The sequence below is a fragment of the Psychromarinibacter halotolerans genome (genome assembly GCF_029168315.1).
In the GTDB taxonomy this organism is placed as follows: Bacteria; Pseudomonadota; Alphaproteobacteria; order Rhodobacterales; family Rhodobacteraceae; genus Psychromarinibacter; species Psychromarinibacter halotolerans.
Genome location: NZ_JARGYD010000007.1, coordinates 212,931 through 235,403, shown reverse-complemented (window position 1 = coordinate 235,403; position 22,473 = coordinate 212,931). Strand labels below are relative to the sequence as shown.

21 protein-coding genes are annotated in these 22,473 nt (G+C 65.6%); 5 read left to right on the top strand and 16 right to left on the bottom strand.

The window, feature by feature from the left end; translation table 11 throughout:
- Window positions 1–23 precede the first annotated feature (23 nt).
- From P1K30_RS17920 to P1K30_RS17880, 9 genes are all read right to left on the bottom strand, one after another.
- On the bottom strand, window positions 24–932 hold the full coding sequence (locus tag P1K30_RS17920) for a hypothetical protein (RefSeq protein ID WP_275634135.1): 909 nt from the start codon (window positions 930–932) through the stop codon (window positions 24–26).
- A 228-nt stretch (window positions 933–1,160) separates the two neighbouring features.
- Window positions 1,161–2,510: a phosphonate ABC transporter, permease protein PhnE gene (gene phnE, locus P1K30_RS17915; RefSeq protein ID WP_275634134.1), complete on the bottom strand. Its 1,350-nt coding sequence runs from the start codon at window positions 2,508–2,510 to the stop codon at window positions 1,161–1,163.
- On the bottom strand, window positions 2,507–3,391 hold the full coding sequence (gene phnE, locus P1K30_RS17910; RefSeq protein ID WP_275634133.1) for a phosphonate ABC transporter, permease protein PhnE: 885 nt from the start codon (window positions 3,389–3,391) through the stop codon (window positions 2,507–2,509). Before phnE (P1K30_RS17910) ends, phnE (P1K30_RS17915) begins: the two co-directional genes overlap by 4 nt.
- A 64-nt stretch (window positions 3,392–3,455) precedes the next feature.
- Window positions 3,456–4,373: a phosphonate ABC transporter substrate-binding protein gene (phnD, locus tag P1K30_RS17905; RefSeq protein ID WP_275634132.1), complete on the bottom strand. Its 918-nt coding sequence runs from the start codon at window positions 4,371–4,373 to the stop codon at window positions 3,456–3,458.
- Between the two features lie 46 nt (window positions 4,374–4,419).
- Window positions 4,420–5,232, bottom strand: coding sequence for a phosphonate ABC transporter ATP-binding protein (gene phnC / locus P1K30_RS17900; RefSeq protein ID WP_275634131.1), 813 nt, complete (start codon window positions 5,230–5,232; stop codon window positions 4,420–4,422).
- A gap of 203 nt (window positions 5,233–5,435) precedes the next feature.
- Window positions 5,436–6,671: a Tm-1-like ATP-binding domain-containing protein gene (locus P1K30_RS17895; protein ID WP_275634130.1), complete on the bottom strand. Its 1,236-nt coding sequence runs from the start codon at window positions 6,669–6,671 to the stop codon at window positions 5,436–5,438.
- 113 nt (window positions 6,672–6,784) lie between these two features.
- The gene (locus P1K30_RS17890; RefSeq protein ID WP_275634129.1) at window positions 6,785–8,308 is read right to left on the bottom strand and encodes a tripartite tricarboxylate transporter permease; all 1,524 of its coding nucleotides are present in this window, start codon (window positions 8,306–8,308) and stop codon (window positions 6,785–6,787) included.
- Window positions 8,309–8,854 carry a tripartite tricarboxylate transporter TctB family protein gene (locus P1K30_RS17885; RefSeq protein ID WP_275634128.1) on the bottom strand — a complete coding sequence of 182 codons (546 nt, stop codon included), beginning with the start codon at window positions 8,852–8,854 and terminating at the stop codon, window positions 8,309–8,311. It lies immediately after the preceding gene.
- A 103-nt stretch (window positions 8,855–8,957) separates the two neighbouring features.
- Window positions 8,958–9,908 (bottom strand): tripartite tricarboxylate transporter substrate-binding protein, encoded by a 951-nt coding sequence (locus P1K30_RS17880; protein ID WP_275634127.1) that lies wholly within the window; start codon window positions 9,906–9,908, stop codon window positions 8,958–8,960.
- Between the two features lie 130 nt (window positions 9,909–10,038).
- Here P1K30_RS17880 and P1K30_RS17875 point away from each other — a divergent pair, with 130 nt between their 5' ends.
- Genes P1K30_RS17875 through P1K30_RS17855 form a run of 5 tightly spaced genes read left to right on the top strand, consistent with a single transcriptional unit; the run spans window position 10,039 to window position 15,203 of the window.
- On the top strand, window positions 10,039–10,824 hold the full coding sequence (locus P1K30_RS17875; RefSeq protein ID WP_275634126.1) for an IclR family transcriptional regulator: 786 nt from the start codon (window positions 10,039–10,041) through the stop codon (window positions 10,822–10,824).
- A gap of 11 nt (window positions 10,825–10,835) precedes the next feature.
- Window positions 10,836–12,191 (top strand): aspartate aminotransferase family protein, encoded by a 1,356-nt coding sequence (locus P1K30_RS17870; RefSeq protein ID WP_275634125.1) that lies wholly within the window; start codon window positions 10,836–10,838, stop codon window positions 12,189–12,191.
- On the top strand, window positions 12,191–12,952 hold the full coding sequence (locus tag P1K30_RS17865; protein WP_275634124.1) for an SDR family oxidoreductase: 762 nt from the start codon (window positions 12,191–12,193) through the stop codon (window positions 12,950–12,952). Before P1K30_RS17870 ends, P1K30_RS17865 begins: the two co-directional genes overlap by 1 nt.
- A gap of 42 nt (window positions 12,953–12,994) precedes the next feature.
- Window positions 12,995–14,254 (top strand): NAD(P)/FAD-dependent oxidoreductase, encoded by a 1,260-nt coding sequence (locus tag P1K30_RS17860; protein ID WP_275634123.1) that lies wholly within the window; start codon window positions 12,995–12,997, stop codon window positions 14,252–14,254.
- 43 nt (window positions 14,255–14,297) lie between these two features.
- Complete coding sequence (locus tag P1K30_RS17855) at window positions 14,298–15,203, top strand: hypothetical protein (protein WP_338052384.1); 906 nt, start codon at window positions 14,298–14,300, stop codon at window positions 15,201–15,203.
- Here the strand turns inward: P1K30_RS17855 and P1K30_RS17850 are convergent.
- The 7 genes from P1K30_RS17850 to P1K30_RS17820 form a co-directional block, all read right to left on the bottom strand.
- Entirely contained in the window at window positions 15,200–16,828 is a 1,629-nt protein-coding gene (locus P1K30_RS17850; protein ID WP_275634122.1) for a calcium-binding protein, read from the bottom strand. The two genes, P1K30_RS17855 and P1K30_RS17850, sit on opposite strands and share 4 nt — an antisense overlap.
- Before the next feature lie 96 nt (window positions 16,829–16,924).
- A complete protein-coding gene (locus tag P1K30_RS17845; protein WP_275634121.1) occupies window positions 16,925–17,695 on the bottom strand; it encodes a copper homeostasis protein CutC in 771 nt (256 codons plus the stop codon).
- Window positions 17,682–18,890: an amidohydrolase/deacetylase family metallohydrolase gene (locus tag P1K30_RS17840; RefSeq protein ID WP_275634120.1), complete on the bottom strand. Its 1,209-nt coding sequence runs from the start codon at window positions 18,888–18,890 to the stop codon at window positions 17,682–17,684. Before P1K30_RS17840 ends, P1K30_RS17845 begins: the two co-directional genes overlap by 14 nt.
- A 50-nt stretch (window positions 18,891–18,940) precedes the next feature.
- Entirely contained in the window at window positions 18,941–19,324 is a 384-nt protein-coding gene (locus tag P1K30_RS17835; RefSeq protein WP_275634119.1) for a RidA family protein, read from the bottom strand.
- 40 nt (window positions 19,325–19,364) lie between these two features.
- Complete coding sequence (locus tag P1K30_RS17830; RefSeq protein ID WP_275634118.1) at window positions 19,365–20,213, bottom strand: carbohydrate ABC transporter permease; 849 nt, start codon at window positions 20,211–20,213, stop codon at window positions 19,365–19,367.
- Window positions 20,203–21,126 carry a carbohydrate ABC transporter permease gene (locus P1K30_RS17825; protein WP_275634117.1) on the bottom strand — a complete coding sequence of 308 codons (924 nt, stop codon included), beginning with the start codon at window positions 21,124–21,126 and terminating at the stop codon, window positions 20,203–20,205. Before P1K30_RS17825 ends, P1K30_RS17830 begins: the two co-directional genes overlap by 11 nt.
- Before the next feature lie 77 nt (window positions 21,127–21,203).
- Window positions 21,204–22,454, bottom strand: a complete 1,251-nt coding sequence (locus P1K30_RS17820) for an ABC transporter substrate-binding protein (RefSeq protein ID WP_275634116.1) — start codon at window positions 22,452–22,454, stop codon at window positions 21,204–21,206.
- Window positions 22,455–22,473 lie beyond the last annotated feature (19 nt).

Here is a 22,473-nt window from a genome sequence, read left to right as displayed (position 1 = left end):
CGGATGGAATGACCGCTCTAAGGCTACCTATAGCCAATCAATGGCAAATCACGCGCTGCTCGTCGAATGTAGCGAAAGCGGTTTGAAGCGACTTGGACCCACTTGGTGATCTCCGGGTCGTCCTGAGTTTTGATCGCTTCTCCTGCCGTGATCTCGCCAGTTGCGAGGTCGTGTGGGCTGTATTCAATTTCGGGAAAACAAGCGTCGAGTTTCTGATCCAGTCGCTCCAACCACGTCCGAGCCAAGGTGTCGTCTGTGCGAAACTCAGACGAAATTCTCAAGCTGTCGTATTTGACTTCACAGCCAATGCTTCCGACCGTTTCAACCTCACGTCGGGCCTCTTGTGAGAAACGGGAGTTGTCTTCGGGGCTACCATACCCAGGGAAATCGTATTTGAACCGTGAGTAGTGAAGCGAAATTTTGGGGCAACCCGCTCCTAACATGATTTCGAGAATAGCTTCTTTCGGCGTTTCACCCGGCCAGAGTGGGCGTTTCTTGCGCCCTCTCGGCTGAGACCAAATATTTTCAAACAACTGACAGTCCGGAAACTCACGCCAAAGCACTGATAGAAATTGCTCGGCCCCTTCGTTAGTCGCAGATATCCCAATGGCGCTCCAGAAGGTTGTAGCGCCACTAAGGTCTCGCTCTGCCTCTCTTTCTGCCGAAACTTGAAATCCATCAAGCTCGTCGACCTTTAACCCAGTCAAAGCAATTAGCTGTCGGACCGACAATTCTCCATCCAGAGGTGGGCCCAGCTCGATGTCAAGAAAACCACCATCGTAAAGGACCTCTTCGCCAGGCTCTTCGGCTACATCGACTGAGAGAAACCCACCTCGGTAGCGAATATAAACTTCGCGACCATCATGCGTTTGGCCCCAATACTGGGAAGGGCAAGCGCCGCCGCCCCGAAGCGAAGTAACGTGCAAATCCAACTTCGGAACGTTTGGCGGCGTAAAAAAGCGATTAGTCCTTGGGCCAATCATAGCGTTTCCAAAAAAACCTGACTGTCAGATGCAGGAATAGCAGCCTTTCATGCAAAGTGCAGCATCGTTCAGGTTTGGTCTCATAGCCGACATTGTCCCTGGACTCCTTGGACTCCCAAGTGCCGTTTTCTCCAAGGACCACCCAAAGGGAGGACTCCATCCCCGGCCCTAACCACCTCAGTGCTTCCCTTCGGACCGCCCGATCAGCTTCGCGCGCAGCCAGCCCGACAGCCAGTCCATTGCCATCACCATCAGCACCACCAGCACGATGTAATAGGCGACCTCTTCCCAGTCCTTTTGTGTCTGGATCGCCTGCGTCAGCAAAAGGCCGATGCCGCCGCCGGTGATCGCGCCGATGATCGTAGCGGACCGGGTGTTGGATTCGAAAAAGTACAGGATCTGCGACAGCAGCACCGGCACCACCTGCGGGATCACCCCGAAGCGGTATCGTTGCAGCGGCTTGGCCCCGGTGGACGAGACGCCCTCGATCTGCTTCTCGTCGACGTTTTCCAGCGCCTCGGAGAACAGCTTGCCGAAGGTGCCGGTGTCGGTGATCAGGATCGCCAGCGTGCCGGTCAGCGGGCCGGGGCCGAAAGCGCGCGACAGGACGATGGTCCATATCAGGCCGTCCACGCCGCGCACGAAGTCGAAGATGCGCCGCATCCCGAACCGCACCGCCATCAGCGGGCTGAACCGTTTCGCCGCAAGAAAGCCCAGCGGCAGCGCGACCAGCGCCGCGCCGAAGGTGCCGAGGAAGGCCATCAGGATGGTTTCGCCGATGGCCCAGGCCACATCGGAATGGCGCCACATCGCGTTGTGCCAGAAATCCTGAAACGCGCCTTGGATGTTGCCCCGTTCCGGGTCCAGCTGTTCGCCGAACGCGATCTGAGAGAAGCTTTTGCCGTAGTAGGGGCTGTCGAGCGTGAACCAGAACAGCTCCCACCCCGGGAAATAGCGGAACACTTCGGTCTTGGACCGTGTGATGGTCACGCGTCCGTTGTCGGTGGTGATCGCAACCCGGCGGTCGCCGGCGTTGATCCAGTCCGGCGGCGTGTCGCCAAGGTTGGTCACGATCCGGCCGCCGTCGAAATGCGCTTCGATCATGCCGAAGCCGGGGACGTCGAACTCGGTCCGGTTGTCGGGCAGGATGCGCACCTCGTAGCCGTCTTCAAGATCGACCACGGTGGCGTCGCCGTCGTCCGACACCCAGTCCGGGCGCATCCCGTCCGGGTACATGCCCTTGCGCTCGCCCTCGATCGCATAGTCGATCCCGCCCGAGCGATGATCGCGGGTGACGTGGGTCTTGTAGGACCAGCTGTCCGACGCCAGCGTCACCGCGTTGTCCAGCCGCGCGCGCTGGGCCAGGCCGGCGATGTCGAAGGCGAAGAAGATATAGACGAGGTAGGCCAGAACCAGCGCGGGCAGACCGAAGGTCACCAGCCGTTTGCGCCGGAACAGGCGGTCCGCCGTGGCCTTGGCCGTGCCAAGGGGGTCGCCCGCCGGAAGGGTGATGGTGGCGTCGGTCATGCGTGACCTCCCTCGGTCAGGCGGTTGCGGTAGCGGCTGGACAACTGGTCGAACAGCACGATCGCGCCGAACAGCAGGATGAAGATCGCGGCGGCGGCGTCGAACTGGCCGGGCCCCCACGACATCGCGTTGCGCAGTTCATAGCCAAGGCCGCCCGCGCCGACGAAGCCAAGGATGGCAGAGGCGCGGATGTTGATCTCGAACCGCAGCAAGGAATAGCTGACGAAGTTGGGCGCGACCTGCGGCATCACGCCTAGCAGCATGCGCTGGCTCCAGTTCGCCCCGACCGAGGCCAAGCCGTCGACCGGCTTCAGGTCGGCGTTTTCCGTGACTTCTGAGAACAGCTTGCCCAGTGCGCCTGCGGTGTGGAAAGCGATGGCGATCATCGCGGGCACCGGCCCGCCGCCCAGCATGAAGATCAGAACCAGAGCGATGACGATCTCGGGGACCGCGCGCATGATGTCCATGATCCGCCGGAACAGCGGCACAAGGCGCGGCCAGCGCGCCAGCCCGCGGGTCGACAGGAACGACAGCACAAGGCCCAGCAGCGCACCCACAAGGGTGGACACGGCGGCGATGTTCAGCGTCTCGACCAGCGCAGGGAAGAATTTCACAAGGTTCGCGGGCAACTCGGCGCGTTTCTCCCACGCCTCCGAGATCACCGCGGCCGGGTAGTCCCCGACATTCGCCAGCCCGTCCCAGAAGCCGCCCGCGTTGCGGCCGTCGGCGACGACGAAGCCGGACACCAGCAGCAGCACGAAGACGACAAGGGTCAGCCCGCCGTACAGCCGCTTTTTGCGGGCAAGTTCCATGTAGCCCGCTTGCAGGTCGGCGATGCGCGTCTGCGGGGCCGCGGCGGCGGGGTGCGATATGTCAGTCATGGGAATCCGGGTCAGAACGAAACCGGGGGCCCCGATGGGACCCCCGACGAAAGCAGTGGCCGTATCAGCCGCCGATCTTGGCTTTGCGGGCCTCGATCACCGAGAGATAGGCATCGTGGGTGATCGGGTCGAAGCCCAGCGTGTCACCGGCGGCAACGCCGTAGGCGCAGTCCGGGTCGGTTTCCTGCAGGTTGTCGACCAGCTCGATCATCGTGGCTTTCACCTCTTCCGGCAGCGCGGTGCGAACGACCACGGGGCCTTCGGGGATGACCTTGGATTTCCAGATCTCGACCAGTTCGTTCATGTCGATCAGGCCAGCGTCGACCGCCTTGCGCAGGGCGCCCGAGTTATAGCCGTCTTCCCAGTTGCCTTGGCCGTCGGCCCAGGTCACACCGCCTTCGATGTCGCCGTTGAAGACCGCGACGATGGTCTGTTCGTGACCGCCGGTGAATTTCACTTCACCAAAGTAGTCGCCGGATTCCATCGAGGCGCCGGTTTCTTCCGGGATCTCGATCGACGGGATCAGGTAGCCCGAGGTCGAGTTCGGGTCGCCGAAGCCGAAGGCCTTGCCCTGCATGTCTTCCAGCGAGGTGATGCCGCTGTCGGCACGGGCGAAGCCGATCGAGTGGTAGCCGTACGAGCCGTCGAGGTTGATCTTGACCAGCGCCGGCGTCACGGCTTCGGGGTCTTCCAGATAGACCGCTGCGTAGCCCGACGCGCCCAGCCATGCCATGTCCAGCGTGCCGCCCAGCAGGCCTTGGATCACGCCGTTGTAGTCGGCCGGGGCGAACAGCTTGATCGGAACGCCAAGGGCTTCTTCGGCATAGTCCTGCAGGCAGGCATAGCTGTTCATGCGGTCCTGCGCGTTTTCGCCGCCGAGGATGCCGATGCGGAATTCCTCGATGTCCTGCGCAACGGCGCCGGATGCGATCGCGGTGGTCGTCAGGGCCAGGGCAAGGCCGGAAAAGAGGCGGGTGTTCATCACTGTCTCCATTGTGGTTGCCCGGCATTGCGGGCGGGTTCAGGGATCAGGCGTAGGCCGCAGCGGCCAGTTCGGTCCTGTCCAAGGCTTCGATTTGGGTCGAGGTGGCGCCTTCCGAGAAATCATCCCCGGCGCCGTAGATGTCGCGCGCGGCGGTGGTCGTCAGCGCGTCGGGTTCCCCGTCGAACACGATCCGGCCGTCGCGCATCCCGATCACGCGGTCGCAATAGCGGCGCGCGGTATCCAGCGTGTGCAGGTTGCAAACGACCATGCGGCCGTCCTCTTCGTGGATGCGGCGCAGCGCATCCATCACGATCTGCGCGTTCATCGGGTCAAGCGAGGCGATGGGTTCGTCCGCAAGGATGATGTCGGGGTCCTGCATCAGGGCGCGCGCGATGGCGACGCGCTGCTGCTGGCCGCCGGACAGCGCCTCGGCCCGTTTCGACGCGTGCTCGGCGATGCCGAGCCGGTCGAGGATCTCGATGGCGCGGTGGATGTCGGACTGCGGATACAGGTTGAACAGCGTGGCGAAGGTGGATCGCTTGTTCAGGGTGCCGTGCAAGACGTTCGACACGACGTCCATGCGGGGGACAAGATTGAACTGCTGGAAGATCATCGCACAGCGCGACTGCCACTCGCGGCGCAGGGCGCCCTTCAGGCCGGTGATCTCGCGCCCTTCGTAAGTGATCGAGCCGTCGCTGGCGTCCGCAAGGCGGTTCATCATCCGCAGCAGCGTCGACTTGCCCGCGCCGGACCGTCCGATGACGCCGATCATGCAGGGCCGGTCCACGGTGAAAGAGATGTTGTCTACTGCGGTCCGTTCCCCGAACCGCTTCGTCAGCGACGATACGTGCAGCATGAATGCCCCCTGAAGTCCCGGGGACTGCTACGTGCCGTCGGCGTCGTTTGTGTTAAGCTTTTGCGACGGTTTTCTTGCGGTTGCGAAACGGTTTTGTGACAGCCCGTTTCGGGGGCAGCAAGGCGCGCGGATCATCCCCCGATGCAGTATTTACGGGCGTTCGTCCAAGCTGCCCGAAGTGTCTGTGTTACGGCCCGGGCCGGTCAGGGGCGCGCCACGGTTCCGTCCGCCAGCCAGCCGTCGAACAGGTCCAACACCGTGTCAGCGAACGCCGCGTCGTTGATGTGGGCGTCCACGTCGACGCGCGTGCAGGTGTCGGGGCAGGTGGCGCGCATCTCTTGCAGGAAGGCGGCAAGTCCCTCGGCGTCGTGCAGGTCTGCACCGGGACGGTCCCACTCGTTGCAGCCGCCTTCGGGCAGCAGCAACACGGTCGGCCCTGTTGCCTGTGCCAGTCGCTCGGCATGGGCGCGGGCCACGGCACGGCGGCGGTCGGCATCCAGCACGACCGAGCTTAGCAGGCGGTTGTGCGCGTGGCTGGGCAGGTCGGCCAGCGCGTCGGGCACGGGTTGCCAGCCGACAAGATCGACAAGGTCGTAACACCCCGGCGCGACCATCTGCGGCGTGCCGTTGCGCCCGGCGGCGGTCAGCCGGTCCGCCCCGGCAGAGATCGCGGACCCGTGGATGTGGTTGCCGACCTCTTGCGTCGCGAAGTCCATGACGCAGGCGAAGGCCCCCTGTGCGGCCAGCGACTCGAACGCGCGGCCGCCCATGCCTGTGGCGTGGAAAACGGCGACCTCAAAGCCACGCTCCTCTAGCGCGGGTTTCAGCGGCACCATATAGCGCAGCACCGTCTTCCCGAACGAGGTCATGCCGATCAGCGGCTTTGTCCGGTCTGGCCGTTCCACCGCGCGCGCCGCGCCCAGCACCGCGCCCGCCGCCTGCGACAGGGACGCCTTGCAGACCGAGTTCAGGCCGTACAGCCCGCCCGCCCACAGGATCATCTGCACATCCGCCGGAATCCGGTCGGGCGGCATCAGCGGGGAAAAGCTAACGGTCGAGACGATGTATTTCGGCACCCCCAGCGGCAAGGCCAAGGCGACGTCCAGCGCAAGGTCGGTGCCCATCGTGCCGCCAAGGATCAGCACGCCGTCCGCCTTGCTTTCTGCATGCAGCCGCGCGGCCAGCAGTGACGCGCCCTTCGCCATGATCTGCATCGCACGGTTCTCGTCGCCGCCGTCGATGGCCTCGCGGATCGAATGCCCGCCCTCGGCCGCGACCTCGTGCTTCGAATGATCCGTCGGCTGCGACGGGTCGCCCAGCACGCTGACATCCATCGTCCGCACCCGGCCGCCCTGGGCACGGATGACCGAAGCGAGGTAATGCAGTTCGTCGTCCTTGGTGTCCCATGTGCCGATGATCAGGATCGTCGGGTCTGTCATGGCCGGCCCCCTGCGCTTGCCCGGCTCACCCGCAGCGGTTTGCTGCGCGCGCGGCGAACCGCTGACGCGTTGCGCTGGGCCTTGATCCGGGAAAGGTCCGGCATGGGGGTCTCCTACCGTGTCTGGCTGTCGTGGATGTCGTGGTCGTGGGCGTCTTCGGGCAGGTTGTCGCGGTGCTCGCGGATCACGCCGCGAATGTGCAGGATGATCAGGGCCACGATGGCCAGCGCCAGCAGCGCCGCGATGGGTCGATCAACGAAATCCAGCGGCGTTTTCACCCGCGCCATCGCCGAACGCAGCTTCACCTCCATGATGCCGCCAAGCACCATGCCCAGCACGATCGGGACCACCGGCAGGTTCTGCCGTTTCAGGATCAGCCCGAACACGCCGAAGCCCGCCGCGATGGCGCAGTCGGTGATCGAGTTGCGCAGGCTATACACGCCGACGAAGGAAAGCGTCAGGATCGTCACGCCAAGGAACCGGGTGGGGACGCGGATGATCTTCATCAGCCAGTTCGAAGCGAACAGCATGAACACCACGACGATCACGTTCAGCGCGATCATCGCGATGTAGAGGGCATAGACGAAATCCAGCTGGTTCTGGAACAGGCCGGGACCGGGGATCACGTTGTGGACGTAGAACACCGACAGCATCATCGCGGTCAGCGCCTCGCCCGGGATGCCAAGCGCCAGCAGCGGGATCATCGCGGCGGCGGGCACCGCGTTGTTGGCGGACTCGCTGGCGACCAGACCCTCTGGCGACCCATTTCCGAACGCGTCCGGGTCCTTCGACGTCTTTTGCGCGTAGGTATAGCTGAGGAACTGGGCCGTGAACTCTCCCACGCCGGGGATCATGCCCATCAGAACGCCAAAGCCGGACCCGGCGGCGGCGACGCGCTTGTGGCGGAACACCTCGCGCATGGCGCGGCCCATGCTGCCCTTGATCCGCTGGGTGTCGGGCGCGGATTCCGGGTCGGTCAGCAGGACGAAGGCCTGCGACAGAGCGAACAGGCCCAGCACCACGACGATCAGGTTGATGCCGGACGCCAGCCAGTCCTGCCCGAAGGTGAAACGCTGAGTGTATTTCACCGGCTCCAGCCCGACGGTCTGCAAGAACACGCCGAACGCCGCCAGCATCCCGGCGGCAAAGGTCTGGCCCCGGTGCGCCAGCACCACCAGCGCAAGGCCCAACAGCGCGGCCAGAAAGATCTCGCGGCTGCCGAACATCGGCGCGATCTTCGCCAGCAGCGGCGCGAACAGGATCAGCGCCACGATGGACAGGATGCCGCCCATGAAGCTGGCGCCGTAGGCAAGGCCAAGCGCCCGCAGCGCCTCGCCCCGCTTGGTCATCGGGTGGCCGTCGTAGGTGGTCAGCGCGTTGACCGCCGTGCCGGGCGTGTTGATCAGGATCGCGGGCAGCGCACCGCCGAACATCGAAGACCCGTAGATACCCAGCAGCATCGTCAGCCCGACCAGCGGGTCGAGCGAGAAGGTCGCGGGCAGCAGGATGGCGATGGCGACGGCGGGGCCGACACCGGGGATCGCGCCGATGATCACGCCGCCGATCGATCCGATCAGCAGCGCGAAGGCGACGTCGAAGCGGGCCAGAAGGTCAAGGCCAGAGAGAAACGCGTCCATCTAAAGATACGTCATCATGAAGCTGCGGAACGCGCCTGCGGGAAGCAGGCCATAGATTTCGCCCGCCGGGATCTTCACCTGCAGCAGCCCCTTGAAGATCACAACGGTCGCGATGGCGAAGACCGTGGCAATCCCCATCCAGCGGGCCGAGCGATAGCCAAGGCGGAAAGACAGGACGCAGCAGAAGGCGATGGTTGCCAGCAGATAGCCGATCCACGGCACCAACAGCACATACGCCATGAACCACGCCGCGTATTCCAGCGAGCGGGCCCAATACAGCGCCTCTGCCAGACGTCCCGGAATGCGCTGCGACACCAGCGCGCCGGCAAGGTGCAGCGCGGCGAACAGGGTCATCAGCCCAAGCGAGATCGCGGGCCAGAAGGCGGGCTGCGCGAACAGCGCGGTGCGTTTTTCCACCCACGTCGTCTGGACCGGCAGATTCAGCAGCAGGAACAGCGCGAAGGCGAAGAAGGCCAGCGCGAAGACCATGTCTCCGGGGCGGCGGTATCGCTTGAACAGGTCCTGAAAGGTTTGCAGGCGGCGCATCATGTCCCCGGACATCGACGAGGGTTTCGCGATCCGGGCGGAACTGGTCCCGCCCGGCACAGGCGACAGGCACCCCGACCGTGGCAGCCGGGGCGCCCCGCGGTCAGTTGTCGATCAGGTCAAGCACGGTGCCAAGCGTCGTGGCATCCTTTTCGATCTGCGCGGTCGAGGCGGCTTCGTCCTGCCAATAGATCAGCGCGCCCGTCTGCGCGGCCAGCTCTTTCGCGGCGTCCGAGTTGATCACCTCGACTGCGACGGCGGCGATCTTCTCGCGCACGTCGGCGGGCGTATCTTTGTGAACGAACAGGCCGTTCCAAAGCGCGATGTCCAGTTCGGGGGCAAGTTCGCCCACGGTCGGGGCATCGGGCGTCAGCGGGATGCGTTCCGCGCCGACCGAGGCCAGCACCTTCACGTCGTCAAGGCAGGGCAGGATCAGCTGTAGCGTCGTGTTGATCACGTCTGCGTCGCCTGACGCCAGCGTGTTGCAATCCAACGCGTCGAACGCGGCGTCAGAGCCGTAATCGAAGCCCATCGTTTCGGCCAGCGCCAGCGTCACCTGCGTCGGGATCAGAACGGACCCGAAGTGCCCCAGCGCCACGTCGTTTTCGGCGGCGTAGCTGGCCAGTTCGTCCATCGTCGAATAGGGCGCGTCGCCCGCGGTGGCGATCACGAACGGGTAAGTCAGGAAGATGCCGACGGGTTCGAACGGGTTCGGGTCCAGCGCCGGGATGCCGACCTCGGGGCCGATCAGCGGCACGCCGATCACGAAAGACCCGATGGTGTAGCCGTCAGAGCCAGCCATCGCGACCTCGGCCGCACCTGGGAACGGACCGCCGCCGCCGCCGGGCTTGTTCACCACGGCGGCGGGGACGCCGTAGGTTTCCTGAAACTGTTCGGCGATCATCCGGGTCAGCACGTCCTCAAGGTCGCCGGGCGGGAAGGGCACGACGAATTCGACGGGCTGTTCGGGGTATTCGGCCTGCGCCGCCGTCGGCGCGGTCACGGGCAGGGCCAAGGACAGCGCGACCGCGCTGGTGGCTACAATCTTGTGCATCTGCACCTCCTGTTGAATCGGTTCATTATTTGAACCTGTGGTATCAAAAAATATTGCCCGCCTGCCGGATTTCTGTCAACGTTTCTGTGAAGCCGCCGGCGCGCAAATGCCGGGCAGACTGGGAACTTTCATGGGCACGATCACCAAAGCTATTGATTTGCTGAACTTTTTCTCTCGCAAGCGGCCCGAGATCGGACTGAGCGAGTTCGTGAAGCTGTCGGGGCGGGACAAGGCGACGGTGCACCGGCACCTGACAGAGCTGGAGGAAAACGGCTTCCTTCAGCAGAACCCCGAGACTCGGGCCTACGGGCTTGGTCCGGCGATTCTGCGTCTGTCCGGGGTACGCGAGGCGACCTATCCGATGCGGTCCGTGCTGCGCCCCGTGGTGCGCGATCTGGCGGACGCGGTGGGCGAACTGGTCCATGCCTCGGTCCTGCAGGGAGAGATGCTGTCGCCCGTGGTCCACGCCGACCCGCTGGGCCACGGCACGCAGGTCCATTTCGACGAGGCCGAGATGCTGCCGCTTCACGCGACCTCGTCCGGTCTGGCGGTGATGGCCTTCGCGCCCGACGCTTTCGTGTCACGGGTGCTGGAGGCCGGCTTGCCGGGGATCACGCAGCGCACGCTGACGGACGCGGATGCGGTGCGGTCGCTGCTGGACAAGGTGCGCGCCACGGGAGTCGCCCGGCTGGACCGGGCCTTCGACGAGGAAGTCAGTTCGCAGGGCGTGCCGGTGTTCGGCGCCTTGGGCGAGGTCGTGGGCGCGCTGTCGGTGGCCATTCCCGCCGTGCGCGCAACCGAAGAGAAGATGACCGCGATCCTGCCTGCGCTGTGTGACGGCGCGGTGCGGGCGACGCGGGCGCTGGGCGGCCAGATGCCGCCGGAACATGCCGCCAAGTGGGCGGCCGAAACGTAAGGGAGAGCCCCATGAAAGACATGAACTTTCTGAAGGAAAACAACGCCCGCCACCTGTGGCACCCGATGGCGCACCCGGCGGATTGCCAAGCGAACCCGCCCGACATCATCGTGGCAGGCGAAGGCTGCCGGATCACTGATGTCGACGGGCATTCCACCGTCGACGGCGTGGGCGGGCTGTGGAACGTGAACCTTGGCTATTCCTGCCAACCTGTGAAGGACGCCATCGCCGAACAGCTGGACCGACTGCCGTATTACTCGATCTTCCGGGGCACCACGAACGACGCCGCGATCGAGCTGTCGTGGATGCTGCGCCAGTTCTTCGCCGAAGACGGCATGGGCCGCGCGTTCTATACCTCGGGCGGCGGCGACTCGGTCGAGATCGCCCTGCGGCTGGCGCGTCAGTACCACAAGGTGCGAGGCGAGGCGGGGCGGGTGAAATACCTGTCGCTGAAGAAGGGCTATCACGGCACCCACACGCTGGGCGCCAGCGTGAACGGCAACGCCAACTTCCGCACCCAGTACGAACCGCTGATGCCCGGCTGCTATCACATCCCGGCGCCGTATCCCTATCGCAACCCGTTTAACGAAACCGACCCCGAGAGGCTGGCGCAGCTGTGTCTTGCCGCGCTGGAGGACGAGATCAAATTCCAAAGCGCCGATACCATCGCCGCCTTCATCATGGAGCCGGTGCTGGGCGCAGGCGGGGTGATCCCGCCGCATGAAAGCTTCATGCCCGGCGTGCGCGAGATTTGCGACCGGTACGGCATCCTGCTGATCGCGGACGAGGTGATCACCGGCTTCGGACGCACCGGCGACTGGTCGGGCTCGCGCCACTGGGGCGTAAAGCCGGACATGATGACCACCGCCAAGGCGATCACCAACGGCTACTTCCCGTTCGGCGCCGTGATGATCTCGGACGCGGTGGCCGAGGTGTTCGAGACCGACACCTCCGGTCGGGCCGCCATCGGATCGGGCTATACCTACTCTGGCCACCCGGTCGGCGCGGCGGCGGCCATCGCCTGCCTGAAGGAAACCGAACGGCTGCAGGTCAAGGACAACGCCGCCGCGCGGGGGGCGCAGATCTTTGCCGGGCTTCAGGCGCTGAAGGACAAGTACGACCTGATCGGCGACGTCCGTGGCGGGCACGGCATGATGTGTGCGATGGAACTGGTGTCGGACCGCGCGGCGAAGACGCCGATCGACAAGGACACGATCGCCAAGGTTCAGCGCACCGCCTACGAGACCGGTGCGATGGTGCGGATGTCGGGCAACAACCTGATCCTGTCGCCCCCGCTGATCCTGTCCGAAGCCGAGGCCGACACGATCCTGCAGGCGCTCGACACGGGCTTCGCGGCGGTCGCCTGATGGATCTGGGAATAGCAGGACGCCGGGCGCTGGTCTGCGGCGCGTCGGCGGGTATCGGCTTCGGCTGTGCGCAGGTGCTGGCGGCCGAGGGGTGCGAGGTGATCATGGTCGCCCGCGATCCCGGCCGCCTTGACGCCGCCGTGACACAGGTTCCGGGCGCGCGCGGCGTCGTTGCCGACCTTGGCGAGGATGGGGTCGAGCCGCGGCTGCTCGACGCGGCGGGGCCGGTCGATATCCTTGTGACCAATCCCGGCGTCAGCCCGGCGGGGTCGCTGACCGACGCTGCAACCGTGATGGACGCGACCCGCTCGGTTCCGGCGCAGACGATGGCGCTGATCGGGGCCTTCCTGCCGGGGATGCGGGCGGCGGGCTGGGGGCGGGTGGTCAACATCACCTCGTCCGGGGTCTTCGCAAGCGGTGCGGCGCTGGGCCTGTCCGGTGCGGTGCGGGCAACGCTGACACACATGGCCGCAAGTCTTGCGCAAGAGGTCGCCGCCGATGGCATCACCGTGAACTGCATCGCGCCGGGGCCGGTGGACACCGCCGGTCTGCAGCACTTCGTCGAACGCCGCGCGCGGGAAACCGGTCAGAGCGTGGCAGAGGTGCGCGCCGCGCGGCTGGCCAGCCTGCCGACGCGGCGATTCTCGGAACCCGCCGAGGTCGGAGCGCTGTGCGCTTTCCTTGCCTCCAGCCTTGCCGCGAACATCACCGGGCGCACGGTACTGGCCGACGGCGGCGCGAACGCGTACCCCTTTCTGTAGCGGTCGCGCCATCGGCGGACCGGGACTTGGGGAAGGGGACGCATGGTGAAGGTCGCAATCGTCGGAGCAGGGATCGTGGGCGTGTCCACCGCGCTGTGGCTGCAGCGCGACGGGCATGAGGTCACGCTGATCGACCGGGCCGGACCGGCCGAGGGAACAAGCTACGGCAACGGCGGCGTACTGGCATCCGCGGGTATCGTTCCGATCACCGGGCCGGGCCTGATGCGCAAGGCGCCGAAGATGCTGTTCGACCCCAAGCAGCCGCTGTTCATGAAGTGGGGCTATGTGCCAAGGCTTCTACCGTGGCTGGCGCGGTACATGACCCACGCCACCGCCGCCGAGGCACGGCGGATCGCCTCGGCGGTCGCGGGCGTGGTGGGCGACAGCTATGCCGAGCATTTGTCGCTGGCCAAGGGCACGCCGGCCGGAAAATGGCTGGTCCCGTCCGACTATGTCTTCATCTACGACGACCGCGCCGCGTTCGAGGCGGACGCCTTTGGCTGGGGCCTGCGGCGCGAGAACGGATACAGTTGGGAGGAACTCGAAGGTCCCGCGTTCCGGGCCTATGACCCGGCCTTCGCGGATCATCTGGGCTTCGCGGTGCGGCTGCCGGACCACGGGCGGATCGCCGACCCCGGTCGCTACGTGAAGGACCTTGCCGCCGAGGTCGAGGCGGCGGGCGGGCGTATCCTGAAGGCGGACGTCGAGGATTTCGTGATCGAAGGCGGCCGTGTCACCGGCCTGCGCGCCGGGGGCGATACGATCCCGTGCGATGCGGCGGTCGTGGCGACGGGCGTGTGGTCAGGGCCGCTGACCAAGGCGCTGGGCTTGAAGGTGCCGCTGGAATCCGAGCGCGGCTATCACATGGAATTCTGGAACCCCTCGATCACGCCCCGGTCCCCGGTGATGGTGGCGGGCGGCAAGTTCGTCATCACCCCGATGGAAGGCCGCATCCGCGCCGCAGGCATCGTCGAGTTCGGCGGGCTGGACGCCGGCCCCAGCGCCGCGCCCTTCGAGTTGCTGCAAAAGAACGTCGCGGCGGCGCTTCCCGGACTGACGCAGGAAAAGGTGACGCGCTGGATGGGACACCGCCCCGCGCCCGCGGATTCGATCCCCGTGATCGGAGAAGTGCCGGGCGCCAAGGGCGTCTTTACCGGGTTCGGTCATCACCACATTGGCCTGACGGGCGGTCCGAAGACCGGGCGGGTTCTGGCGCAGATGATCCAGGGACGGCAGCCGAACATCGACCTGTCGCCCTATTCCCCGGCCCGCTACGCGTCTTCCGGGACGGCGTCGCGGTGATCCGGGCGGTCATGTCGGTTCGGCCACGCGGGGGGCAGGCGGCGTGATCGCAGACCTTCTGCGCTGGATCGGTCGCCACGGACGGCTGGCCCTGATCGCCGGGCTGGCGGCGGGGCTGGCGTTGCCGGGGCTTTCGGCGGCGATCCGGCCCGGGCTGCCGTGGCTGGTGGCGGGGCTGATTTTTCTTAGCGCGCTGCGCATCGGGATGCGGGCGGCGGTGGGCAACCTGGGCGACGCCCGGGCCAGCCTTGGCCGCGTGCTGGCGATGCAGGTCGCGGTTCCCGTCGCGGGCGTGGTTGCGATGATCGTGGCGGGCATTGCCGACACCCCGGTCGGGCTTGCCCTGACGCTGGCGCTGTCGGCGCCGTCCATCGCGGGCAGCCCGGCCTTCGCCGTCATGCTGGGCCGAGACCCGGCCCCCGCGATGCGGTTGCTGATCCTCGGCACCGCGCTGTTTCCGCTGACGGTCTTGCCCGTTCTGTGGCTGTCGCCCGCGCTGGGCGGCCCGGCCGAGGTCGCGGGCGCGGCGCTGAGGCTGATTGCGGTGATCGTGGCCGCCGCCGCCGCGGCCTTTGCGCTGCGCCGGCGGTTTTTCCCAGACCCCTCGGTCGAGGTCATCGGCGTGCTCGACGGGGTGCTGGCCATCGCACTGGCGGTGCTGGTGACCGGGCTGATGTCGGCGGTGGTCCCGGCGTTGGCCGGGGACCCGATGCGCGTGCTGGGCTGGCTGGCGCTGGCCTGCGTGCTGAACTTCGGATTGCAGTTTGCCGCGCGGGCGGCGGGCCTGCCGCCGGGCGCCTGCATCGTGGCGGGAAACCGGAACGTCGCGCTGTTCCTCGTGGCGTTGCCCGCCGCGACCACCGATCCGATCCTGATCTTCATCGGCTGTTATCAGGTGCCGATGTTCCTGACGCCGATCCTGATGGGCCGGGTCTATCGCGACGGTTAAAGCAGGAAATCGCTTTCGCCCAAGCCGGTCATCCCGGTCAGGACAACACGCATGTCGACCGATCCGTCGCCGTCCGCGTCGGCCCACAGCAGCGTGTCGCCGCCAAGGGTTTCACTGGTCCGCAGCGACGGCTGGCCGGGCGTGTAGCTGCCCAGCAGTGATAGCACGAGTTGGCCCTGCACCAGCCCGCCGAAGTCGAGCAGATCTTCGCCCGGGGTGAAATCGGTGATGACGTCTTCGGTGCCGGGAAGGCTGTCGGTCACGCGGGAGAAGACGAAGACATCCGGCCCCGCGCCGCCAGTCATGTCGTCCTGCCCGCCGCCGCCCTTCAGCGTGTCATCGCCGTCGTCGCCGAACAGGTTGTCCCGACCGATGCCGCCGAACAGCAAATCGTCGCCCTCGCCGCCGGTCAGATTGTCATTCCCGGCGCGCCCCGCAACACGGTCGTCGCCTGCTTCGGCATCGACGATGTCGTTGCCGCGCCCGCTGTCGATGATGTCGTTCCCAGCGCCGCCCGCGATCGTGTCCCTGGATCCCTGACCGTCCAGCCGGTTGTTGCCGGCGTTGCCCGCGATGACGTTCTGCCAGTCGGTGCCCGCGCCCGACAGGTCCGAACCGCCGGTCAGCACCAGATCCTCGACATGGTCGGCGAGTACATGATCGACGCTGCTGTGCACCGTATCGTGCCCGCCGCCCGACTGTTCGGAAATGGTGACCCCGGCGCCGCCGGTGATGTACAGGTCGCCGCCGTCGCCACCGCTGACAGGTCCGGCCACGGTCCCGCCGCGCAGGTCAAGGGTATCGGCCCCGTCGCCCGCATCGACCGATCCGGCGACGGTGCCGCCGGTCAGCCGCACCACGTCGGCGCCCGGTCCCGTGCGGATGTCGCCATCGACAAGCCCGCCGGTGACCAGAACCTCGTCCGCGCCGCCGCCGGTGTCGATCACGCCGCCCATCACGCCGCCGGTGCGGACAGTGTCATCGGCGTCACCGCCCAGAAAAGCGCCCGACTGTCCGGACAGAAACCCACTGTTCGTCAGTGTGTTACGGGCGCCGGGATCGCTGTCCGAGAAATCGACGGCATAGTCGGCGCTGATCACGGTGCCCGAATTCTGGACCAAGCTTCCGTCGCCGCCCAGCCGCACGCCGGGAAGGTCGGCGTTGATGGTGCCGGCGTTGACCAGCGTCGAATTCGCGAAATCCTGCAGCAGGGCGCCCGGTCCGACCGCCGTGATCGCGCCGTTGTTGACGAACATGCCCGACCCGGTGACCCACAGTCCGAAACTGCCCGACTGGATGATGCCGTCGTTCGTCAGCTGGTTTCCGACCCCGGAAAAGGCGACCCCCGCTGCGGCGCCGGACAGGACGGTCCCGTTGATGCCGATGGTGACCGAGTTGTCGTCGGATGCCAGCAGGATCGCTTCGGCCAATTGCGCGGCGACGGTGCCGCTGACGGTGACATCGACGCTGCCCGCCGTGGCGTAGATCCCGCGCGCACCGGCACCGCTGGCTGCGGCGACGCGATCCGCCTGGACCAGCACGACGTCACCGGCGGACGTCACGTCGATGGCGTGATCGCCCGCGGCGGTCGTCGAGATGCTGGTATTGATGATCTGGATGGACATTCTGCCCTTCCCGGCCGTTTCTCGGTCGGGGGAAGGAATGGCACACCGGCGTGAATCAGTCGTAAACGGCAGTCGGTTCCGGGACGGGAGCCGGGATCACAGCCCCCGGCTTTGCCGTATCTTGGCCGCAAGCCGCGCGGGGTCGATCACCCGGCGTTCGTATTCGGCGTCCCCGGCGTCGGTGCCCATGAACACATCCGGGTTACGGTATTCCATCGGCCCCGGTTCGACCGTGGCGTCCGCGAAATGGAACTCGTAGCCGGTCAGGTCTTCGTCGTTCGGGTCGATCTCGGACGGCGAAAGCTGCCCGCAGACAAGGATCTCGATCCGACCGGCGGCATGCCGGATCAGGCCGCGCAACAGGTCCAGCCCGTTGCGCGCATCGGCGGTCTGGCCGCTGGTCAGAACACGGGTGACACCGCACCGGATCAGGGCGTCCAGCGCCTTGTACGGATCGGGCGTCATGTCGAAGGCACGGTGGCAGGTGACTTCCATCGGACCGGCGGCGCGGACCAGTTCGGCCATGCGCGGCGCGTCGATGGTGCCGTCAGCGTTCAGGCAGCCGCAGACCATCCCCGGCAGCCCGGCGTCGCGGATCGCGGCGACGTCGCCCAACATCACGGCGTACTCGGCGTCGGTATAAAGGAAATCGCCCTTGCGCGGACGCACGATGGCCATGACCTTCGCGTCCTTCACCCGCGCCGCAGCCTCGCGCAGAAGGCCGGGCGACGCGGTCAGCCCGCCCTCGGACAGCGCGGTGCACAGTTCGACGCGGTCGGCACCGGCCTCGGCGGCAAGAACCGCCTCGTCGATGCCTTCCACGCAGATCTCGATCTTCGGCACGAAGCCCATGTCAGTGGCCGCCACAGCGGCAGGGCTGCATCACGTAGTTGCCTTCCTCGAACGGGCGCCGCGCGATCTCGGACTCGCGCCCAGCCATGTAGACGGCCACGGGGTAGAACAGCTTGTCGCCGTCGCGCCGGATGCCGCGCACGTCCTCGAAGGTGATCTTCGCCTCGTTCACCTGAAGCACGGTGATGTCGGCCACCGCGCCGACGCCAAGATGCCCCAGCTCTGGCCGGTTGATCGCCAGCGCCGGACGGTTCGACGACCGCGCCAGCGTTTCGGCAACGGTCAGGCCGCAGTTCAGCAGCTTGGACATGGTGTGCAGCAGGTCAAAGGCCGGGCCCTCGATCGCGACGATGTGCACGTCGGACGAAATCAGGTCGGGCTTGAAATCGTGTCGCAGCGCGACCTCGGCGCTTTCATAGCCGAAAGCGCCCATGCCGTGCGCGATGTCGAACAGCACGCCGCGTTCGCGGGCCGCGAGGATCTCGGGCAGGATTTCCCCGTTCTCGGTGATCGCGCTGTTCGGCTCGGGCCGATAGCAATGGGTCAGGATATCGCCGGGCCGCAGCATCGACACGACGTCGGCGTAGGACGGGGGCGGGCCGCCGATATGGGTCATCAGCGGCAGGTCGACGGCGTTCGCCGCCTCTAGTGCCAGTTCCAGCGCGCCAAGACCGAACTTGCCGGTGACGGGGCCGCCGATGCGGACCTTGACCCCGACGATCCGGTCGCGGTTTTCCTCGATCTTCTGCACGCAGCGGTGCACCGGCAGCATCTCTGCCAGCGTGGCCTCGCCGATCTGTACGTCTTTGTCGAAGCCGAAGATGCCCGGGAAGGATACGTTCAGGAAGGCGAGGATATTGTACGGCGACTGCTTCATCACGAAGTCGCGTAGGCCGTCGTAGTTGCCCGCGCCCGCGCTGCCCGCGTCGACCAGCGTCGTGGTCGCCGACCGGCGAGAGATGAAGTCGGGGTCGATGCCCAGCGACGTCGCCTTGTGATAGACATGCGTGTGGATGTCGATGAGCCCCGGGCTGACATAGCAGCCCGAGACGTCGCGGACGGGCGCGCCCTGCGGGTCAAGGTCCTTGCCCACAGCGGCGACCTTGCCCGCCTTGATCGCGATGTCGGTGACACCGTCGATCCCGTTCCGTTCGTCGACCAGATGGCCGCCCTTCAGCACCAGATCATACGTCTTGGCTTGCGCCGTCATGGTCGTGTCCTTGTTCTTATCCGTGGTCCCGGTGCGGGTCCGCGCCCGAATCAGAGCGGCTTGTAGGCGACGGCTTCGACCTCGACGAGGATATTCGCCATCAGTCGGCTTTCGCAGGTGGTGCGGGCCGGGAAGCCGTTCTTGAAGAACGAACCGTAGGTGGTGTTGAACTTGCCGAAGTCGCGGGCGTCATCCAGCCAGACCGTGGTCTTGCACACGTCGTCCATCGTGCAACCGGCCAGCGCCAGCGCGGCCTCGATGTTCTTCATCACCTGGGTGGTCTGGCCGATGATCTCGTGTCCGACGATGGCACCATCGGCGCCGGCGGGCACCTGACCCGAGATGAAGACGTAATCGCCCGCACGGACCGCGGGGCTAAGCGGCGGGGTCCCGGTGGCGCCGGGGTTGGTGAAATGTTCGATGACCTTGGTCATGCTGTCCTCTTTTCTTCTTTCTCAGAGGGTTGGTTTCGGCTCAGCCCTTGACCGCGCCGCCGGAAAGGCCGGCGATCAGGTGGCGCTGGAGCCAGATGAAGATGATCGAGACGGGGATGGTCGCCACGAAGGTCGCGGCCATGACATGGTGCCATTCGATCTGATAGCGACCGCCCGTCAGTGCCGCGATCTTCAGCGGCAGGGTGTAGGTTTCAGACGACCGGATCAGGGCCAGTGCCAGCGCGTATTCGTTCCACGCGCCGATGAAGGTGAACAGCGCGACCACCGCCATCGCGGGTGCGGCCAGCGGCAGGAACACCTTGCGCAGGGTATAGGCCTTGCTGGCGCCTTCCAGCCACGAGGCATGTTCCAGTTCGATCGGGATCGAGGCGAAGTAGCTTTGCAGCATCCAGATCGCCACCGCGATGTGGAAGCAGCAGTACAGAACCGAGAGCGCCACCAGCGAGTCCAGCAGCCCCAGCCCGACGATCAGGGTGAACAGCCCGATCACCAGAACCACGGGCGAGAACATCTGGGTGATCAGCAGGAAGATCCGGAACGCCTGCATCCCCTTGAACGGCCGCCGTGCCATCGCATAGGCGGCGGGCACGGCGACAAGGATCGTCATCACCGTGGTAATGAAGCCCACGATCAGCGAGTTTACCAGCGCCCCGCCGAAGCCGACGGTTTCCCACATGTCGACGAAGTTGCGCCACGTGAAGGTTTCCGGGATCCACTGCGTGCCCTGCGCGTAGATGTCCTGTTCCGGCGTCAGCGCGGTCGAGATCATCACCGCGAACGGAAACAGGTTGCAGATCAGCAGCGGCGCCAGTGCCAGCCACATCAGGAACGAGCGGCGCACCATTGGGTCCACGGTCTTAGCTGCCATAGGTCTGCTCCCGCGAGATGAGGCGAAGGTAGATGATCGAACAGATCAGCAGGAAGATGACCATCAGCAGGGACACGACCGAAGCCTCGCCCAGCTTCCCGTACTTGAAGGCGATCTTGTACAGGTACGTCACAAGGATGTCGGTCGAGTTGGCCGGCCCGCCTTCCGTCAGAATCCAGATGATCGGGAAGCTGTTGAACACGTTGATCATGTTCAGCACGACCGCGATGTTCACGAAGGGCCGCATCAGCGGCATGGTGATGGTGCGGAACTGGTGCCACGGCGTGGCGCCCTCCATCGTGGCGGCCTCGTAGATGTCCTGCGGCATCGCGGACAAGCCGCCCAGCAGGATCGTCGTGGTGAACGGGATCGATACGAGGATGCCGATGAAGATCTCGACCGTGAAGGCGATGGTCCCGTTGCCCAGCCAGACGACCGGCGCGTCGATCAGGCCCATCTGCATCAGCGAGTGGTTCAGAAGGCCGCTTTCGGCGTTCAGCGCCCAGCGCCAGACCACCGCCAATAGCGACAGCGACACCGACCACGGCAGCATGATGATCACCCGCGCGATGGCGCGGCCATAGAACTGGCGGTGCAGGATCAGCGCGGTCACCACCGAGATCAGCAGCGTGCCGCCCACGACCGAGCCGGTCCAGATGATCGAGCGCCAGATCGCCGCGTGGAACAGCGGGTCCGAGAAGACCTCGGAGAAGTTTTCGAAGTTGTTCAGGTCCGTGATCATCCCGAAGCGATTCACTTCGCGCAGGGACGTATTGATCAGGGCGTAGAAGGGATAAAGGATGATGAAGCACGCGAGGATCAGCCCCGGCCCGATCATCAGATACGGTGCCATGATGAAGGCGGCGCGGGACTGCGCCCGCCCGGGGGTCATGGTCTGGGTTTCGGCAACCATCGTTAGTCGCGTCCTGTCCGGTCTGGAGAACCAAAAAGCGCGGGACCCTGCCGAAACAGGGCCCCGCAGTCAGGGGATCAGTCGAGGATGCCGTTCACGGCAGCTTCGATCTCGGCGAGGGCGTCGGCCGGTTCGGCCTGGCCCAGGTACACCGCCTGAAGATTGGTCAGGGTCGCGTCCGCGATCTCTTCCCAGCCGCCCACGAGCGGGGCGAAGTGGGCGTCGGCCAGCAGCGAGGTGAAGACCTTCAGGTCCTCGTTGTCGGCGAACTGGGGCTGTTCCGCTTCGAAGCGGTTCACCGGCAGGAAGCCTTCAGCCTCGTCGAACTTCACGCGCTGCTCGTTCGAGAACAGGAAGTCGAGGAACGCCCAGGCTTCTTCCTTCACTTCCGAGTTCTCGAACATGACGATCGAGTCGGTCACGCCATAGGTCGCGAAGTTGGTGCCTTCCGGAACCTTGGCGAGGCCATAGTTCAGGTCGGGCGACTGTTCCTGAATCTGCTTCGACACGAAGGGGCCGGTGATGATCATGCCCAGCTTGCCCTGCTTGAACAGGGTCTCGATGTCGGCACGGGCATAATCGACGACGCCCGGCTGGGTGTAGCCGTTGTCGATCATTTCCTTGTACATCGTCAGCGCAGTCAGGCCGGCTTCGGTGTTGACGTTGGACTTGCCGTCCTCGGTCAGGATGGTGCCGCCGTAGGACCACATCGGATAGTAGAAATAAACGTCGGTCTCGGTGCTTTTGCCCTGCAGGCCATAGGCATAGACGTCGTCGGCCGAGCTTTCGGTGATGGCGGCGGACACCTCCATCAGCTCTTCCCAGGTCGCGGGCGGCTCGTCATAGCCGGCGGCCGACAGGATGTCCTTGTTGTAGAACATCGCGCGGGCCGAGGCGGCGATCGGCAGACCGTAGTTGGTGCCGTCGATGACCGAAGGGGTCAGGAACACTTCGAAGAAGCGCGACGAGAATTCCTCGGTGATGTAATCGTCCAGCGGCTCGATCACACCCAGTTCGGCATAGTCGAGAATCCAGCGAGTGCCGATCACGGCGAGGTCCGAGTTTACGCCGCCCGAGATGTCGGTGACCAGCTTCTGCTGCAGCGCGGTCCACGGCACCATTTCCAGTTCGATCGTGGTGTCGGGGTTCTCGGCCATGAAGGCTTCTGCGGCTTGCTCGAAGTAGGGCAGGGTGTTCGAGCTGTACTCGGGGATGGTGACCCGAACGGTGCCGGCGTCGGCGGCAGCCGCCATCAGGCCCAGCGCCGCGGCGCCCGCCATCAGGCTGGTCCGCGCGCTTCCGGAGCGGATCTGGAAATCGGTTTTCATGAGTTTCTCCCGGTTGGAT